Annotated in this window: 13 protein-coding genes; 6 read left to right on the forward strand and 7 right to left on the reverse strand. The window is 48.2% G+C overall.

Going from position 1 to position 16,000, the window contains the following annotated elements; genetic code table 11:
- The first annotated feature begins 93 nt into the window (after positions 1–93).
- Both OCU60_RS21440 and OCU60_RS21445 read left to right on the forward strand, forming a co-directional pair.
- A complete protein-coding gene (locus OCU60_RS21440) occupies positions 94–1,977 on the forward strand; it encodes a DUF294 nucleotidyltransferase-like domain-containing protein (protein WP_074371170.1) in 1,884 nt (627 codons plus the stop codon).
- A 19-nt stretch (positions 1,978–1,996) separates the two neighbouring features.
- Positions 1,997–2,710: an exonuclease domain-containing protein gene (locus OCU60_RS21445; protein ID WP_370738650.1), complete on the forward strand. Its 714-nt coding sequence runs from the start codon at positions 1,997–1,999 to the stop codon at positions 2,708–2,710.
- A gap of 42 nt (positions 2,711–2,752) precedes the next feature.
- Here OCU60_RS21445 and OCU60_RS21450 read toward each other — a convergent pair whose 3' ends face one another.
- On the reverse strand, positions 2,753–3,208 hold the full coding sequence (locus OCU60_RS21450) for an NfeD family protein (RefSeq protein WP_074371171.1): 456 nt from the start codon (positions 3,206–3,208) through the stop codon (positions 2,753–2,755).
- The gene (locus OCU60_RS21455; protein WP_074371172.1) at positions 3,208–4,155 is read right to left on the reverse strand and encodes an SPFH domain-containing protein; all 948 of its coding nucleotides are present in this window, start codon (positions 4,153–4,155) and stop codon (positions 3,208–3,210) included. The genes OCU60_RS21450 and OCU60_RS21455 overlap by 1 nt, the downstream gene beginning before the upstream one ends.
- 436 nt (positions 4,156–4,591) lie before the next feature.
- Between OCU60_RS21455 and OCU60_RS21460 the strand changes: the two genes are divergently transcribed.
- The 3 genes from OCU60_RS21460 to OCU60_RS21470 all read left to right on the forward strand — a co-directional run bounded on the left by OCU60_RS21460 (position 4,592) and on the right by OCU60_RS21470 (position 8,812).
- Positions 4,592–5,782, forward strand: a complete 1,191-nt coding sequence (locus OCU60_RS21460) for an FIST N-terminal domain-containing protein (RefSeq protein ID WP_074371173.1) — start codon at positions 4,592–4,594, stop codon at positions 5,780–5,782.
- Positions 5,775–6,836 (forward strand): ATP-binding protein, encoded by a 1,062-nt coding sequence (locus tag OCU60_RS21465; protein ID WP_074371174.1) that lies wholly within the window; start codon positions 5,775–5,777, stop codon positions 6,834–6,836. The genes OCU60_RS21460 and OCU60_RS21465 overlap by 8 nt, the downstream gene beginning before the upstream one ends.
- A gap of 260 nt (positions 6,837–7,096) precedes the next feature.
- The gene (locus OCU60_RS21470; RefSeq protein ID WP_074371175.1) at positions 7,097–8,812 is read left to right on the forward strand and encodes a sensor domain-containing diguanylate cyclase; all 1,716 of its coding nucleotides are present in this window, start codon (positions 7,097–7,099) and stop codon (positions 8,810–8,812) included.
- A 17-nt stretch (positions 8,813–8,829) separates the two neighbouring features.
- Here OCU60_RS21470 and astE read toward each other — a convergent pair whose 3' ends face one another.
- Genes astE through OCU60_RS21495 form a run of 5 tightly spaced genes read right to left on the reverse strand, consistent with a single transcriptional unit; the run spans position 8,830 to position 14,856 of the window.
- Positions 8,830–9,840: a succinylglutamate desuccinylase gene (gene astE / locus OCU60_RS21475; protein ID WP_074371176.1), complete on the reverse strand. Its 1,011-nt coding sequence runs from the start codon at positions 9,838–9,840 to the stop codon at positions 8,830–8,832.
- 20 nt (positions 9,841–9,860) lie between these two features.
- On the reverse strand, positions 9,861–11,201 hold the full coding sequence (gene astB / locus OCU60_RS21480; protein WP_074371213.1) for an N-succinylarginine dihydrolase: 1,341 nt from the start codon (positions 11,199–11,201) through the stop codon (positions 9,861–9,863).
- A gap of 44 nt (positions 11,202–11,245) precedes the next feature.
- The gene (gene astD / locus OCU60_RS21485) at positions 11,246–12,739 is read right to left on the reverse strand and encodes a succinylglutamate-semialdehyde dehydrogenase (RefSeq protein WP_074371177.1); all 1,494 of its coding nucleotides are present in this window, start codon (positions 12,737–12,739) and stop codon (positions 11,246–11,248) included.
- On the reverse strand, positions 12,736–13,770 hold the full coding sequence (gene astA, locus OCU60_RS21490) for an arginine N-succinyltransferase (protein ID WP_074371178.1): 1,035 nt from the start codon (positions 13,768–13,770) through the stop codon (positions 12,736–12,738). The genes astD and astA overlap by 4 nt, the downstream gene beginning before the upstream one ends.
- A 30-nt stretch (positions 13,771–13,800) precedes the next feature.
- On the reverse strand, positions 13,801–14,856 hold the full coding sequence (locus OCU60_RS21495; protein ID WP_074371179.1) for an arginine N-succinyltransferase: 1,056 nt from the start codon (positions 14,854–14,856) through the stop codon (positions 13,801–13,803).
- A 359-nt stretch (positions 14,857–15,215) separates the two neighbouring features.
- On the opposite strand from OCU60_RS21495, the gene OCU60_RS21500 reads away from it, so the two are divergent.
- Positions 15,216–15,941 carry an expansin EXLX1 family cellulose-binding protein gene (locus tag OCU60_RS21500; protein ID WP_074371181.1) on the forward strand — a complete coding sequence of 242 codons (726 nt, stop codon included), beginning with the start codon at positions 15,216–15,218 and terminating at the stop codon, positions 15,939–15,941.
- The last annotated feature ends 59 nt before the right edge of the window (positions 15,942–16,000 follow it).

Raw genomic sequence — 16,000 nt, forward strand, 5'->3', positions numbered from 1 at the left:
ATTCAAATTTTTGAAAAGGTATTTTAAAAATACTGTTCATCTTTGCATGCAACGCTATAATAGCGCAGAACAGCATCAGGGTAGAATGAATATATGAGTACGTCGATCACGCCTAACATCCATGATTTTCTGGTCAGAATCGACCCGTTCGATAAGTTACCGCCCGCGTTGGTTGCTTCGATTGCCGATACAGTCAAAGTCAAATACCTCGTTAAAGGCGAAGCGATTGATTTTAGCTCACTGTGTGAACAACGCTATCTCTACATCATCAGAACCGGTGCCATTGAACAGCGAACTCAGACGGGTGAGCTACGGGCCAGACTCGGCCAGGATGATCAATTTGGCTTTACCTTTCTCAAACCACTGGTGAATGCAGAAGACGGCTATCAGGCACAGGCCATTGATGATTCGCTGCTGTATTTAATTCCCCATCAGGAGCTGACGCTGGTCTGTGAGACCTATCCGGATTTTGCTGACTATTTTGCTGCTCAGGCCAATATCCGGCTCACTTCCGCAGTAAACGATGTGAGTAAAAAAGAAGCCAAAGGGATTTTCTTCCGGACGGTCGGAGAAATCGCCAGTGAGAATATTACGATCGTCAACTGTCACGACAGTATCCGAGATGTGGCACGCATGATGTGCGGCAATATGCCCCATGACAAGCAACGCAGTTCCTGCGCTGTCGTCATGCAGGATCAAGACATTGTCGGTCTGGTGACGGATCGGGATATGACGCAATCGGTCGTTGCGACCGGACGCGACATTGATGAGCCGATTACAACGGTCATGACACGACATCCGCATTTGATCGAACACAATGCCAAAGTCATCCAAGCCATCTCACTGATGATGCAATATAACATCCGCTGTTTACCGGTCTTAACCGGCAAGCGAGTCACAGGGCTACTCACCACCACTCATCTGGTTCACAACCATCGTACCCAGTCGCTGTTTCTGCTCGAAAAAATCAAATACGCCAGTTCAGTCAATGCGTTGGCTAACCTCAAAAGCGAGCGGGAAACTATATTTCAGGCGTTAGTCGAAGGGGGCGTGAGTGCTGAAATTCAAGGACAGATCATGTCCATGATGATGGATGCTTTTACACGTCGCATCATTCAACTCAGTGAAGAAATCCTCGGCTCGCCACCCTGCGAATATGCCTGGGTGGTTGCCGGCTCGCATGCACGTAATGAAGTCCACATGCTTTCCGACCAGGATAGTGCCTTGGTCCTTTCGGATCATGCCAGTGATGAACATAAACTCTATTTTACACATCTGGCGATGCGCGTCTGCAATGCACTGGCAGCCTGTGGCTATCCCGTATGTGATGGTCGCTACATGGCCGCGTCCCCGAAATGGTGCCAACCGGTCTCCCGTTGGCAAGAATACTATCAAAAATGGGTATCCAGCCCGGAATATAACCGGCTACTGAGCATTAGTGTATTTCTTGAAGTCCGGGCCATTTATGGGAAACGAGAGCTGGTTGATCAGATTCAACACCATTTGCATGATTGTATCCAAAAAAGCTCCGGGTTTATTCCGGCACTGGTCCGTGATGCCGTTGAAACGCAGCCCCCTCTCGGGATTTTCAATCATCTGGTTCTCGAAAAAAGCGGGCAAAACAGCAATACCCTGAATATTAAAAAATATGCACTGAATCTAATCATTGATCTGGCAAGAATTTTCAGTCTTGCCGCCGGAGGGTCTCTGACCGGCACGGAAGAGCGCTTCCGCTATGCAGCCCGGCACGGTGTACTGTCTCAGGATAGTTGTGAAAACATTATTGGCGCCTACCGTTTTATCACGCAGGTTCGTTTTCGCCATCAATTGAATGCAATTTTGGCCGGAGCGACACCGAACAATCATATTATTCCCGATCATTTCAGCAGCTTTGAACGCAAACACTTGAAAGATGCGTTTAAGATCATCAGCGAATTACAGGATGTCGCCAAGCTGAAATTCGTCAAAGGAAGATAGACCATATCAAGGAAGACCCATGATGCTCACAGACTGGCTGCGACACTGGAAATATCCATCCGACGCTGAAACGCTCCGGCAACGGATTCAAATGGATCCGCGTTGGTCGGCGGCATTGCAGGCATATCTGTCTCATCCCTTTGTTCAGCCAGCAACGCCACTCAGCAACCTCCGGTTTCTGGCGCTTGATTTCGAAACGACAGGTCTGGCACCCGCACACGATCAGGTGCTCTCGATTGGGATGGTTGATTTAACCTTAGAAGCTATTGATATCGCCAGTCATGAAGAGCTGTTGATCAACCATGGTCAGTTTATCAAACCGGAGACGGCACAAATCAACGGGCTGACACCGCACGCCTTGGCGCAAGGCATCTCTCTGGCCGATGGGATGAATCGGCTGTTGGAACGGGCACAGGGGAAAATATTACTGGCGCATCATTGTCAGATAGAAAAATGTTTCATCGCAACCTTTCTCCGACATCATTATCAGCTGCAATCGTTTCCGGCCTGTTTTGTCGATACGCTCGATATTGAAAAACGGTTTAGTTACGCAGGAAAAAGCAGACAACATGACAGCTACCAGTTGGATGATTTACGCCGTTACTATCACCTGCCCGATTACTGTTCACATTCGGCAGCCAGCGATGCATTTGCCTGTGGCGAACTGTTTTTGGTCCAGACTAAAAAGCTGAACCTACAAAAAACCCCTATCAGGCAATTATTAACCCGATAGGGGGCTTGATTGATAGAGGGCTTGGTTGTCGTATCGATTGCGTTACGATTTTGCCCGGATGAATAATTCACCGACTTGCAAATGAATCACTTCTACTAGAGTTCCTTTGGTTAATGGCGCTTGGGTGATCAAACGCCACTCAATACCAGAGAAACGATACGATGTCGGTTTTTCCGGTGTGGTATCTTGCGGCAGTACAAAAGTGTGACCAATCAGATCACTGTGTACATTCGTGTGTTCAGGCTTTTTCTGAGCACGTTTAAAAATCGGCCACAATACGCCACCGGAAAGCAGTGTATAGAAGGTTGTCGCCACCAGCGCCCATTGCCATGTGGTGGGAATCCATTCGAAATACATGGACAGAGAAGCCAGTAAGAGCCCCATCCCCACCAATAACAACACAAACGTGCTCGCGCCCAGCACCAACACTTCAACCACTAACAGGATTAATCCCGTTACGGCTAATACCTGCACCAAGTGCGCTATAATAAAATCCATTATCGGCTCTTATTCAACTGACTGATGATCGAGGTCGCCTGTGCCACGATAGAACTGGCATCTGTCGCATTGTCCGGCAAAATCACCATGGACGACTCTTTGGCAATCGCCTCTTTCGCTGCAATCGCTTTGGTCGCCAGTTCAAGCTGAACCGCTTTCTGACCACTTTCCGTATTGGCTGATTCACCCACAGTTTGCAGGGCTTCCGCCTGTGCATTCGCCACGGCAATAATGGCTTTGGCTTCCCCTTCTGCACGGAGTATTTGCTCGGCTTTATCGGCTTCTGCTGACAACACAATTGACTGTTTCTCACCTTCAGCACGGTTAATCGCGGCCTGACGATCCCCTTCTGATTCCAAAATCTGAGCCCGCTTGACCCGCTCAGCTTTCATCTGGGCTTCCATGGCTTCCATGACAGATTGAGGCGGAATAATATCTTTGATTTCATAACGCAACACCTGAATCCCCCAAGGGCCTGCCGCCTCATTGATAGCAGAGACGATATTGGTGTTCAGCGCATCACGCTCTTCAAAGGTTTTATCTAACTCCATTTTACCCAGCTCAGAACGCATGGTTGTCTGAGATAGCTGAGTCACTGCAAAAATATAGTCATCAACACCATAACTGGCTTTATATGGGTCAAGCACCCGAAAATACAGCACACCATCGACATGCAGGGAAATGTTATCTCGGGTAATCGCACTCTGTTGGGGGACATCAACGGCCTGTTCTTTTAATGAACGGTCAGCAGCAATCCGATCAATAAAGGGCACCAAAAAATGTAATCCGGCTTCTTTGGTTGACAGATATTTGCCAAACCGTTCGATCAGATAAGCCTGATTCTGAGGGACAAAAATAATAGAGGACTTCAGTAAAAAGAATACAAAAATAAGCAGTGCGACAGGCACTGTTAGTACATTATTAAACAGTAGATTCACGATATCCATGGGCAAAAGTGTTCCTCAGTAAGCATATAAGCAGCTCAAAGTGTACTGCCCTCTCATCATCAAAGAAAGCATTTCCTTCCATTCATATTTATCGAATCAATCCCACATGAAGGTATCGGGAAAAAACGTGATTTGCAGCACAGGGCACAGATGATGATCACAAATTCTACGGCGCATTTTTGATCTTTCTGTTGGCGACGAACTATACCTATAGCGAAACAAGCATGCATATCACGCTTGCCTCCTCCAGCGGTGGTATGCAAATGACAATTCTTATAACGGCTTACATAAAGGACATCTATACTGAACTAATGTGGGTATGGGTGAGAATCAGTGTTTACCAAGGGTGGGCGAGATAAGTTGAACGATCATTTGATAACAACATCGTGCTCCCATCCATTGGTAAGACATACAACGGTCACCTCCGGAGGCAGTTATGGGTAAACCGAATCCGATTCTGACAGGCCATTCTTGCGCACCAGATGCAGCAACAGCCGTTGCAGAACTTCGGACACAAATTTGTCAGCCACAGATGGCGTTGGTTATTTTCTTCTGTTCCAGCAATTATGATTTACAGCAACTCACGACAGCCATTCAGCAGCACTTTCCTGATGAATTAGTGGTGGGTTGCACCACCGCAGGTGAAATTGGTCCGGCGGGTTATCTGAACCATAGTCTGACGGGTATCAGCTTTTCTGCGACATGTTGTACCGCAGTCGTAGGCCATCTGGATCAACTCCAATCTTTTGACATCGCTTATGGTCGCACCTTTGCCCAAGATCTCCGGCGTCAGTTGGAAAGTGCTGACGCTTATATTGAAACCAACCAAAATTTTGGCTTCTTATTGATTGATGGACTCTCTGTGCGCGAAGAACCGGTTACTCATGCTTTACAAGACGGCCTCGGTAGTATTCAGATGGTTGGTGGTTCTGCCGGTGACGAATTGAGCTTTGAACAGACTTGGATCTTTGCCGACGGGCAATTCAATCCCGATAGTGCTGCGCTGATCCTGATCAATACCTCCCTTAAGTTTCATCTGTTTAAAACACAACACTTTGTCTCTGGCTGTGAGCGAATGGTGGTTACCGAAGTCGATGCCAAGAACCGAGTCGTCAAAGAAATCAATGGATTGCCGGCAGCCGCAGAATATGCCCGCCTCGTCAACGTTGACCCCAATCAGCTGACTTCGACTCACTTTGCCGCTTGGCCAGTGGTGGTCATGATTGATGGGACGGATTTTGTTCGCTCGATCCAACATGCCAACCTGGATGGTAGCCTGACCTTCTATTGTGCCATCGATGAAGGTGTCGTGCTCAGAGTCGCTCACGGTGAAAACATGCTCGATAAGTTAACCACAACGTTAAAAGCGCTAGAGGAACACTTCGCGCATATTCAGGGCATGTTAGTGTTTGACTGTATATTGCGGAATCTGGAAGCCACCCAGGATGGCAGCAAAGCGGCTATCGGTGAATTATTCAGCCAATACAATGCGGTAGGATTCAGTACCTATGGCGAACAATTTGGGGGAGTCCATATTAATCAAACGCTGACCGGTATTATATTTAGTCACGAGACAGAGCTTGATAAAGAGGCAGGATTCGGCAATAAGGAAGACATTAATGACTGAGTCAGCCAAAGATGAAGCATCTCTGCGTCAGGAGATTCACCGCCTCAATAAAGTCGTCACCTCACTGATGGATCGGGCCGAGCGTGAGGCAAACAAATTGTCCGGCAACTACGGTCTGTTTCAGGATGCGGTGATGCTGGAAAATCAAGTCCGCCGTCGCACGGCTGAACTCGAATCCGCATTGCGTGAAAATGAGCGCATCAACCACGACTTAACCCAGGAACGCGAAGAGCAACGTAAATTGATCAAAAAACTGGAGGATGCCCACAATCAACTCTTGCAATCAGAGAAGCTGGCATCAATTGGTCAATTGGCCGCAGGCGTTGCCCATGAAGTGAACAATCCGATCGGTTTTGTCAATTCTAACCTCGATATGCTGAAAGGCTATGTTGAACAATTATTGGCACTGCATGATCAATATGCTCAATACGAAGCCGTATTGCCGCCTGAAATTCAAGCCCGGCTCGATGCCTATAAACACAGCATTGACATCAATTATCTGCGAGCTGACATTGTCACCTTAGTGAACGAATCCATCGATGGTGTGGCACGCGTTCGGAGAATTGTGCAAGATTTGCGCGATTTTTCACGTCCCGGTAATTGTGAATGGCAAACCACCGATATTCACAGCTGCATCGACAGTACACTCAATGTTGTCTGGAATGAAATCAAATTCAAAGCAGAGGTGATACGCGAATATGGCACACTTCCTCCGGTTGAATGTCTGCCATCTCAACTCAATCAGGTTTTCCTCAATCTGTTGATGAACGCAGCTCAGGCCATTCCCGAATGGGGCACCATTATCATCCAAACTGCTGTCGCGCAGGATCAGGCTGTCATCACGATTTGTGACAACGGCGTGGGTATCGATGAAAACATGATTCCCCACATTTTTGATCCATTTTTCACCACCAAGCCCATCGGCAAAGGCACCGGGCTAGGGCTCTCGGTCACTTATGGCATTATCGAAAAACACGGTGGACGTATTGAGGTTGATTCTACGCTGGGAAAAGGCAGCACATTTACGATTCATCTGCCAATAAAACGCGCCTGAGTTGCCTCGATTATCTCACACCGCCCCACATCACCGCAGTGGATTCGCGCTGCGTTTGTTTAAACAGTGACAAGATAAATTATGTAAACTGTATCGCTATTGAGATAATTAAAGATAACTACGCCTATATCAGGTTAATGCCATCCCGAACCATGGCATCATCTCTAAAAATGCTAGTATGACATGTCATCCTATTCAAATAATTCCAGATGATGTGACCTTTTCCACCCCATTTTTCGTCCAAAACAGAATAAGCAATTATGATGGTGCGTTTTGTATTGATTATTTTTTTGATGACCATTTATTGTCAAAATGCTTTTGCTGCGACAGGTCATCACAATAGCATTCCGACATTGCTGACAGATGTCACATATTTTCACGAAGACAGCACAACCCCCTTATCGTTTGCGCAAGCTGAGCAACACTTTCGCAGCGGAGAAAACCAACATCCGCCTCAAGACTTTATGTCATTCGGCATCAACAAACGCGCAACGTGGATTAAGTTAAATGTGCAAAATCATACGCACGTTGAACAATACCGGCGTCTCAATGCAGCGCAACCATGGGTAGATAGTCTGGCAATTTACTTGGTCAATGACCAAGGAGTCATCCAGACATGGCATTCCGGGGATGAGCAGGTTGCAGACTCACATCTGTTACCCGGTGTTGGTTTTGTGTTTGATATGAAACTTCCTCCCGGGCAAAGCCAGATTTTCATCCGTGGTCAATCACTCGATCCATTGACGCTCCCGATTGCTTTACTCGATGCTTATCAATCCAGAACCCTTGACGCACAAATCCATGTTACGTCGGGTATCTTGTATGGCATCTTGTTGGCCTTGGTCGGGATGAACCTTGTTTTATACCTGTCAATAAAACAGCTGGATGCACTTTTCTACTCGCTCTACATCAGCTGTTTTATCATCGTCAATATTTCTTACAATGGCTATGGCTTCGCTTGGTTGTATTCCAATTCACTGTTTATCGAAAATAATCTCACCCTGATCATGATGGTTTTTCATGGCGTCTCCGGATTAGTCTTTGTCTCTCACTTTCTGCGAATCCATCAACACTCGCCCAAATTAAATCTGACACTGTTGATCTATAGTGGCTTGGGCATCTTGACGATGGTGACCCTGATCAGCTTAAACATGCATCTTTGGGCAACCAAATTTGCATTTAAATTTCTATCGCTGACCACAATGCTGATGATCTTACTGGGTGTTTTAAACCTGAATAAAACCAAAGACACGCTATATTTTCTGATTGCAGTGATGTGCAGCATGTTAGGTCTGCTCATTACCACATTTTCAGTCTGGGGGGTCATTCCTTATAACTATTACAGCTATAACGGGGCGGTTTTCGGCGTGGTTTTTGAGGCGACGATTCTCGCCGTAATCGTGGCTTATCGATTGAAAGATTTTGAGCAACAGAGAATCACAGCAGAATATCTGTCGTCATATGACCCATTAATGAATCTGTTCAACAGGCGTTCATTTATGGCAGCCGGTCACCAGTGCATTCAACAGTCGAACCGTACGAAAAAAATACTCAGTTTCGTGATGATGGACATCGATCACTTTAAACAAATTAATGATACATACGGACATCACATCGGTGATCTTACCCTGAGCCACATTGCCAAGCTGCTCAAACGGCATACACGAGAAAATGATATTATTGCGCGCTGGGGCGGTGAAGAAATGGTGATATTACTCCCTGATACAAATGCAGAACAGGCGCTCGCTTATACAGAACATTTACGCGCCACCATTGCAGCAACGCCATTCCGTGACGAGGCGCAAGACATTCAGATTACCGCTAGTTTTGGGATTGCGACCCGGATGAATGGTGAATCATTAGAAACCCTATACCAACTCGCGGACAAACGACTCTACCGAGCCAAACAACAGGGAAGAAACCGCGTCGAACCCCAAGACAGGCATCTCCCCATCACCACGCAGGAGCAGTATTAACAATAACGGCTCCCAACTTACATTAATGCATCGAGATCGGCCTCTGCCAGCATTAAACCTGCGCGCAGACCGGTCTTCACCCCGGCATTCGGGAAAATCAGCCATTCATTGGCGTGTTCGACCCGATACATCACGTCGCCATCTTGGGCAATCAGCGTCCCTTGTGCAAAATTGGTGAAGTTTTTAGCATCATCACTGACATCAATAAAATGAAAATCATCCGATAATTTTTTCAGTTCACGCGCAACCTGATAAACCTTAATCGGTGCCAACATATCGGCAGAAAATGTTTCACCACAAATAAAACATGCCAGTGCTTTATCTGCTGCGGCAAACTGGCTGAGGTCATTCTCACCGAATGCCCGGGCTTTGCCTAACTCAAGCGTACAACTCTGCACCTGCAACACAGCATGAGTATAATAACTGAATGTGCCACCGGGAATCGGGTTAATCACCAGTGCTTCAAGCCCCATGCCGATCAAGCCGTGGAGAAAGTCGTCTGAAGCCAGTGTCTTTTGTGGTAACAGCCCGAAGCGGAGATGAAAGGATTCGCGAATCGCGGTATGCAGATCAAAATGAAATCGTTCGGTGCTGGTATCGGCAAAAAAGGTTTCGACAATATTTTCCAGCTCAATCGCGCGCTGAGTCTCCGAGCACTCTGGGTAATGACGATGGTAACCATGAAATAATCGATTCAGATCCACCGATTGGTAGCGAACCCCGGCCCGAATCGCATCCGGATTACCGAATACCACCAATAAGCGAACTGCCAATGGCATTTCCCCGTTTAACAAGCGGTTGACGTGCCGTGACAGAATTTCGATCGGGGCTGTCTCATTGCCATGCACACCTGCCGACATCAAGACATGTTTGACATCAGTTGCTGCGACTTTCGGTTCCAGCAGCAAGACGCCATCCGCCAGCCATTGCCAGGTTAACTCAGCGTTCTCACCAGAGGTCACTTGCGGAGGTTGTCCCTGTCCTTGTAGCATTGGTCCTTGTAACATCGTGTGAAGAAAATCCTTCATCTTGTTCTCCTTCCTACCGATTAACGCTGAAACGGATAGATGGATCCTAAATGCAGAATCCGGGTCAATTCATCCAGCGCGGTCTGGTTCTCGAGCAGCAACTGTGGATCAGCCAGATCATGTTCCGACAGGCGATCGCGATAATGTCTCTCGACCCAGTTCGTGAGCGTCCGGTAAACGTCATCATTCATCAGTACATGCGGATTGGTTGCCTGAATTTCAGCTTCATTCAAAACAACACGCAAACGCAGACAAGCCGGACCGCCGCCATTACGCATACTTTCCCGTAAATTGAAGACCTGCACTGCATCGATCGGACCGTCGCGTTGTATCAGTTCGGAAAGATAGCGCCACACCCTTTCATGTTCTCGGGCTTCCTGCGGGACGACAATCAGCATCTTACCATCGGGTTTGGTTAAAAGCTGGCTATTAAACAGATAAGTGTTAACTGCGTCAGCAACTGATACCTGTGCGCTCGGGACTTCGATCGGAATAAATTCACACGCGACCGCAGCCAGCTTGGCCCGAATCTCAGCAAATGCCGCGGATGGATTGAGAAATGCTTCCTGATGATGAAACAGTACCGGGCCATTACTGACGGAAATCACGTCGTTATGAAACACCCCTTGATCAATCACTTCAGGATTTTGTTGAACAAAAACCGTCTTTGCCGGATCCAATTGATGGAGACGGGCAATGGCTTGGCTGGCCTCACGAGTCTGGCGTGCCGGATAACGCTTGGGTTCAACTTGCCCGCCATAAACCTGACGACCATAGACGAAAACTTCCACACCGGCGGCCCCATAATGCTGACATAGACGATTATGGTTCGCAGCGCCTTCGTCCCCCATCACCAACTGCTGTGGCAATGCCGCATGATGGACAAAATGATCGGGGTCGGAAAAGATACTGCGCAGCGCATTGCCTGTGGTCTCTTCTTCAATGGCCCGGTGGAATTTATTATTCAGATTCGCCACCGTAAAATGTACCCGTTGATCTTGCGTATCTGCCGACGGTGAGATCGTGGCCGCATTCGCGACCCACATCGAAGAAGCAGAACTCACTGCGGTGAGAATTTCCGGGGCTTGCTGCGCGGCCTGCGTCAGTACCTGAGCATCGCTTCCGGAAAATCCCAACTGGCGTAACGTCCCAATGCAAGGCCGCTCCTGAGGTGGCAGAATCCCCTGTTTTAAACCGATATCCGCTAATGCTTTCATCTTCTGCAACCCTTGCAGAGCGGCCAACTTCGGATTGGCAGCCTGACTCTTGTTGCTGGTCGAAGCGACATTGCCGAATGACAACCCGGCATAGTTGTGGGTCAACCCGACTAAACCGTCAAAATTGACTTCAGCGGCAGACATGCGTGATTGTTTTTCTTGCGTCATTCCCATACTCCTTTCGCGGTTTACTCTACATCATCTGCTGTGGCAGAAAAATCCAGCCCCGGAGATACAGATGTCGGCATGGTAAGCAGTTCAGCTTCTACTGAGGCCATTGGCCATGCACAAAAATCAGCACTGTAAAATGCACTCGGACGATGGTTGCCCGACGCACCGATGCCACCGAATGGTGCGGTTGGAGCCGCCCCTGTCAACGGACGATTCCAGTTGACAATCCCGGCACGAATGGTCGCGGCAAATTGCTCATAATCGTCGCGCTGGGTCGAAATAATCCCGGCAGATAGCCCAAAGCGGGTCTGATTAGCAATGTCGATGGCTTCCGCCAGAGTCTGATAACGCATCACACTGAGCAGTGGCCCAAAATATTCTTCATCCGGCAGTTCACCAACATCAGACACGTCCAGTATACCGGGCGTGACCAGTGCAGTATTCGGATCGGGGCGAGTCATCGCAAGTAATGGTTTCGCGCCTAACTCACACAAATGTTGCTGTGTTTCCAGCAAGGCATCCGCAGCCTGGTTCGACACCACCGCCCCCATGAATGGTTCCGGCTGAGCATCCCAGCGATCGACACGAATCTGGCGCGTGACCGCCACCAGCCGTTCGAGCAGGCGATCGCCATCAGCGCTTTGCTTCACTAACAGCCGTCGGGCACAAGTACAACGCTGTCCCGAAGAGATAAAAGCAGACTGAATCACCAAATTGATCGCGGCATCCAAATGATCGTAAGACTCGATCACCATCGGATTGTTGCCCCCCATTTCGAGCGCCAGAATTTTTTCCGGCTGTCCGCCCATTTGACGGTGTAAGTGATAACCGGTATTCGCACTGCCGGTGAACAGCAAACCATCGATTTGCGGATGAGAAGACAACGCGATCCCAGTGTCTTTGCCTCCCTGAACAAGATTAATCACCCCGGCAGGCAAACCGGCACTGTGCCATATCTCCAATGTCAGTTGAGCTGTCCACGGCGTCAGTTCACTCGGTTTAAAAACCACACAGTTACCGGCTATCAGTGCCGGCACGATATGTCCGTTCGGTAAATGACCGGGGAAATTATACGGCCCGAAAACAGCTAATACGCCATGCGGGCGATGGCGAAGCACCGCTTTGCCGCCCGGAATATCAGCCACTTTCTCTCCGGTCCGTTCTTGGTAAGCCTGTATCGACACCTGAATTTTATTCATCATCCCTTGCACTTCGGTCAAGGCTTCCCAACGGACTTTCCCCGTTTCTTGCGCAATCACTTCAGCCAGTTCCTCTTTGCGCTCACTCAGTCGCTGGACGAACTGTTCCAGTAATGCGAGACGTTCTGCCATTGGCATCTGAGACCAGACCGGGAATGCCTGACGAGCGGCCGTAACGGCCTGTTCTACATCATCCGGTGCCGCAGCATTCGCTGACCAGATCACTTCGTTCGTCGCCGGATTACGCTTTTCAAACACATCACCGTGTCCGTTGCTCCAGACACCATTGAGATAAAGGCTTGGCTGACTCATGAGAAATTCTCCTGTGCAAAAAGTGGGGCCAGACGCACCGAGTCACCGTCGGTTACGCGCAGCGCTTGTGCCTGCATACTGGTCAATAAGACGTGAGATTCGGTGACTTGCGGTGTGCCGGTAATGACCCGATAGTCGGTCAAGCTTTCGTTACCGATCAAACAGTGAATCGCCCCGGATACTGCTGTCTGCGTGACCTTCACGCTCCGAGTCTGAGATTTACGCACCACACGTAAATCATCAATGTAGGCTTCGAGTGTCGGCCCAGCGTCGAAAATATCGACATACCCTTCGTAGCGCATCCCTTCACTTTCAAGGATTTTCCGCGCCGGAATCGTATTGGGATGAACCTGAGCAATCACGGCTCTGGCTTCATCGCTGAGGAAATCGACATACAGCGGGTGTTTAGGCATCAGTTCTGCAATGAACGATTTTTGCCCAACCCCGGTGAGATAATCCGCATGCGCAAAATCAATCGCAAAGAAATGACGACCGAGACTTTCCCAAAACGGAGAATGCCCGTGTTGATCGGAAACCCCGCGCATTTCGGCAATTAATTTCTCGGCAAAACGATCCTGAAATGTCGCAATAAACAGCAACCGACTTTTCGACAACAGATGGCCGTTTTTACCGTGGCGATATTCGGGGTCAAGAAATAAAGTACATAATTCGCTATAACCGGTATGGTCATTGCTGAGAAACAACGTCGGCATCTGCGTATAAACATCCAAAGCTTTGGAAGCATGGACCAGCGTGCCAACGCGATAGTTATACCAAGGTTCATTTAACCCGATGGCCGCTTCGATCCCACTGATACCCACCACTTTACCGGTATCGCTGTCTTCTAATACAAATAGATATCCCTGCTCCTCGCGTGGGGCTTGTTGCTCCCAAGTCCGTCGCATCCGTTCAATCCGATCATTTAACTGACTTTCGTCATTTTGCAACGAAGTAAATCCGACGCCCGTTTTAGTCGCCAGCTCTGTGATTGCATTGCGGTCGCTCCTTGCAACCGGACGGATCACCATCATTTTTCATTATCCTTGAATGATTTATGTTCACTATAGTCGAGTATCAGCTTTATCACTGACGGGAAAACACCAGATCTGTTTTCCCATATCCATTCCGTCGGGATTGCTGATTGCCAGTGTCTGCGACGTTTGCGGCTCAAGCAACAGCGTTGAACCTTCCAGCCATCCTTCTCCCATTACCGCACGGAAATCCGTCTCATGACTGACGCCAATCAGATATTTTCGTCGCTGGGGGAGACTTTCGACAACTTTCACACGGCACAATTTATGATGCTGCCAGAGATCGAGCGTATTGCGGTTCGCGGTCAAAATCGGACCTGCGTCGAAAATTTCAACGTATTTATCCGGTTCAAACCCCTGATCACTCAATAATCCACATTGTAGTGCCGCATCGGGATGAACCTGTCCCATTACCGCTTGTGCCTCTTCATGAATCAAAGGGACATACAGCGGATGATGCGGCATCAGTTCGGCAATAAAGGTTTTATCCCGGGTGCCGTTGTAGTATTCCACTTGGTTGTAATCAATCCGGAAAAATTTTCTGCCCACATGTTCCCAAAACGGGGCGCGACCCTGTTTATCCGCCATCCCCGGAATCACGGCCAACCAGTCAGTGGTAAAACGCTCCGGATGAATCGACATAAACAGCAATCGACCTAAGGTTATCAACGCCGGATAAAGACTATGCTTCAGTGACGGAATCACATAGAAAGAGCAAAGCTGAGAGTGGTCACTCAGATCATGGGTCATGGTCAACGCATGAATACGGCTATGAACGTTCAACTCCCGGGAGGAATGGATCAAGACATCGTTACGCAGTGCATAGAAGGGTTCCTGGTATCCGGCCAGTGCGTTGATTGCCCCCGTTCCGAGAATTTGTCCGGTCAGCGTTTCTTCCAGCACGAAGAAATAGCTCTCCTCCCCCGGAGAAAAGACCGCTTGCCGAAACGAATCTATTGAACGCTCGACTTTCTTGATCAGATGAGAACGCTGCGCAGGTAAGGTATACACCATCGGCCCGCTTTCATGGGCCAGACGTTCGATTTGTTGGATATCACTCAATTGAGCGGGACGGAAAATAATCATCAACACGGAATCCTTGTGCAACATTATTTCAGGACAAACTTGTCTGAGCATCTTAGATTACGGGACATGACAGGAAAAAGATTATGGAAATCTGACCTGATTTTACAATTTTACACCATCTTTACACCACCGCGTGCTGCAAGTTGCCATGCTCATCAGGTGCAACCCGATATGGACAGCATCGCGATTCGTTGATGGCACTAACCTTGTTCAGAATCCATCTTTTTTTCAGAACCCATTCTTTTCCGGAATAGTTGACCGCCCCGACACATTCATTGGTCAAGTATGCATTAAACTGCTTACTTGAATCTCGGTAACAGAGATTCAAGTGTATATTTTCAACGTACAGAGAGGCTTTTATGAAAAAAACATCTAATCTATTGTTTATCATCAGTATTTTATTTTGCGGATCAAGTTTTGCAGATAATCTCACAGATAATCTCACAGATAGTTCTGTGCATACTGGTGAAGGAACATTTTATGGCTATGGCGGTGGCGGCAACTGTAGTTTTCCAATGCCGGATGACACCATCTATACCGCAGCAATGAACGCAACGGACTATGATGGTTCAGCGGCTTGTGGTGCCGTCATTGAAGTGACCAATATGAATACCAACCAGAGTGTCATCGTGCGTATTGATGATCAATGTCCGGAATGCGCCAAAGGGGATGTCGATCTGGATCAAGATGCTTTTGCTGAAATTTCACCGCTTCAGGCAGGTCGCATCCCGATTTCCTGGAAGTATCTTGCGAACGAACAAGCCGGAAATATGAAGCTGTATTTCAAGGAAGGTTCCAGTCAGTGGTGGACCGCCATTCAGGTTCGTGATCATAAATATCCGATCGCGGCGATGTCATACCGGGTCTCCGGTGCAGGCACTGACTACACCCAGCTAGAGCGTAAACCCTACAACTACTTCGTCAAAAATGATGGATTTGGTATCGGCCCTTATGATTTCCTGATCACTGACTTTTGGGGACAAACCATCGAAGTAAAATCGGTCGCACTGATACTGAACAGCGAAATCGATACAGCGATGCAATTACCCACACATACAGGTAGCAACAGCTTATCGCATCGGTAATGACTGACAAAAGAAAGTCGACATGATGCGCGCACAAAAAATGCACCCGCGGGTGCATT

The sequence above is a fragment of the Vibrio spartinae genome (assembly GCF_024347135.1).
Classification (GTDB): Bacteria; Pseudomonadota; Gammaproteobacteria; order Enterobacterales; family Vibrionaceae; genus Vibrio; species Vibrio spartinae.